Annotated in this window: 3 protein-coding genes and 1 pseudogene; all 4 read right to left on the bottom strand. The window is 72.2% G+C overall.

Going from position 1 to position 2522, the window contains the following annotated elements:
• Positions 1 to 173 (bottom strand): dTDP-4-dehydrorhamnose 3,5-epimerase family protein (locus tag VIU94_RS03065; protein WP_331907233.1); only part of this gene is annotated, 173 nt, incomplete at its 3' end.
• A complete protein-coding gene (locus tag VIU94_RS03070) occupies positions 170 to 1378 on the bottom strand; it encodes a polysaccharide pyruvyl transferase family protein (protein WP_331907229.1) in 1209 nt (402 codons plus the stop codon). The genes VIU94_RS03070 and VIU94_RS03065, both read right to left, overlap by 4 nt.
• Positions 1375 to 2322 carry a glycosyltransferase family 2 protein gene (locus VIU94_RS03075; RefSeq protein WP_331907231.1) on the bottom strand — a complete coding sequence of 316 codons (948 nt, stop codon included), beginning with the start codon at positions 2320 to 2322 and terminating at the stop codon, positions 1375 to 1377. Before VIU94_RS03075 ends, VIU94_RS03070 begins: the two co-directional genes overlap by 4 nt.
• Positions 2319 to 2522, bottom strand: a pseudogene (locus tag VIU94_RS03080) (hypothetical protein); the annotation flags it as partial. The pseudogene VIU94_RS03080 and the gene VIU94_RS03075, both read right to left, overlap by 4 nt.

Genomic DNA, 2522 nt, shown 5'->3' on the forward strand with positions numbered 1-2522 from the left:
ACGCCCCGGACCGAGCGGGACACGCTGTCCTGGATGAAGGCGTCCGGGTCGAGGCCCACCGAGCGGACCACGTCGGCGTCGAAGGTGCGGCAGAAGAAGCCGCGTTCGTCGGCGTACGGCGTCGGCTCGAAGAGGTACGCGCCGGAGATCTCCGGGACTTCGATCGCTTTCATGGAGTCTCCCGCAGGGTGTGGGCGTGGTCGGCCGCAGGGAACAGGGCCTTGGTCAAGTCGGTGAATTGGTCCTGGAGTTGCCGGGCGGCGACCAGGTTCCGCTCGGTGAGGGTCTGCCGCAACTCCGTCGAGCGCTTCTCCAACGCCCGGAACTGTTCGAGCAGTTGTGCGGCGTCGACCTCGCGGGCCGGGTGGCAGTACGTGCCGAGACCCATCCAGTCCATGAGCGCGTCGCTCTTCGCCGCATAGCTGAGGGCGAGCGTCGGCGTGCCGACCTTCAGCGCGCAGACCAGGTTGTGATAGCGGGTCGCCACCACGGTGTCGGCAGAGGCCATCTCCTTCATCAGGTCGGCGAGCGAGGCCGCTTCGGCGGCGGTGACCAGCGGCGAGTCCACCGCGTCGAGGATCGCGGCGACCACCGACGCATCGCACGCGTCGCCGGTGACCAGCCGGACCGTCCTGCCGTCCTCAACCAGTGTGCGGACGAAACGAGTTGTCCCGTCGAGGTAGCGCCGGTGGATCTCCTCGGCCCGGGCGCGGTCGTCGTTGCCGCCGTGGAAGTCCATGACCCCGACGCAGACCGGGCCCGATGTCGTAGGCGCAGGGGGCGTCGGAAGGGCGAAGGCGAGGTCCGGGTAGACCTCGTCGCGCGCGGTGTCCACGCCCATCGCCCGCATCGCGTCGCGGGACGGGGCGTCCCGGTACGACCGGTACGCGGCCAGCCTCGCCGACCAGCGAACCAGCGCCCGGGTCGACCGATTGCCGATCGGGGCGGCGCCGACGCCGACCAGCGCGACCCGGGTGCGCAGCAGTCGGCCGCTCGCGCAGAGCAGGAACAGCGCGTACGGGAAGCCCCAGGGCCGCAGCGGCAGCGTGGCCTCCAGGACGCCCATGCCCGGCACGATCACCACGTCGTGCCGGCGCACCCAGGCAGCCGTGCGGAAGGCGTCGACGAGTTTGCCCAGGCCCTTCCCCGCGATCGCGCCCGCACGCGAGGCGGTCCTGTACTCCCCGCCGTACCAGTGCAGCCGCGTCGCGGGGATCCCGTACCGGGCCGTGACGACCTCAGGTCCGCCACACAGCGCGTCCACGACCGCCTCCGGGTGCTCGGCGCGAAGGTAGCCGAGCACGGCCTCGAGCGACCCGTCGTTGCCGAGGTTGCCGGAGCCGAGCAGGCCGAACACCCCGACACGTACCGGAGTCACGCCTGCCTCCCCTCGCGACCGGCGACGAGCGCGTCGACGGAGACGGCGAGCAGGGCCGGGTCGACCGGGGCGCGGTCCTCGACCCGCTCGCCGGCGCCCGGCCGGGCCCGGCTGGTCATCCATGCGGCGAGGTGGCGGTAGCACGCGCGCCGGTCGGCCGAGGAGAGCGGCGCCCGGCGGATCGCCGAGACGAAGCCCAGGACGTACTCGGCGAGCAGCCGGGGCGTCGGGTGCAGCGGGCCTGCCCGGCGCGGGTCGAGGTTGACGCACCGGGAGCGCTTGGACGGGTTCGCCCGCTCGGCCCGGGTGGGGTGGTCGCGGCGGAAGTACAGCAGCTCCGGCACCTGATGGAAGGGCCCGTGCAGGCCGATCTCGGTGACGAACGTGCGGTCCGCGTGGTGGTAGCTGTCGTGCGGCTTCACCCGGCGCAGCACGTCGGCCCGCATCACCCCGTAGAAGTCGTCGCCGCCGGGCTCGAACAGCATGCTGCGGAAGCGCTCCGGCGCGTGCGGCGAGGCGGTGGCGAGGGTGTACTCGTACGGGACCTTCACCTGTCCTGCTTCGTCGATGACCGCCTGGTCGGCGTGCGCGAGGATCACGTCCGGCCGCTCGTCCAGCGCCTCCACGCAGCGCCGCAGCAGGTCCCGGGCGTACAGGTCGTCGTGCGAGGCCCACTTGAACAGCTCGCCGCGGCACTGGGTGAACACGTAGTTGTGGTTCGGCGCGGCGCCGATGTTCCGGGGCAGCCGGAGGTACCGGATGCGCGAGTCCTTCTCGGCGTACCGGCGGCAGATGTCCTGGGTCCCGTCGGTCGAGGCGTTGTCGGAGACGACCAGCTCGAAGTCCTCGTAGGTCTGGCCGAGCAGGGCGTCGAGCGACTCGGCCAGGTACTCCTCGCCGTTGTACACGGGCAGGCCGATGCTCAGCCTGGGTTGGGCGGTCATGAGGTCCTCACTTCGGGGATGGGATTGTGGTGGCGCTCGCGCAGGGCGGACCGCAGTTGCAGCCACCACACGGTCGAACTGCCCAATGTCGCGGCGGCGACGCCCCAGGCCGAGCCGACCGCGCCGGCAGCGGCCGCCCCGCCGAGCCCGCCGGCGGCATAGCAGGCGGAGGCGAACAGTTGGGCACGCAGGCTGCGCCG

The organism is Streptomyces sp., from assembly GCF_036566765.1.
GTDB lineage: Bacteria > Actinomycetota > Actinomycetes > Streptomycetales > Streptomycetaceae > Streptomyces.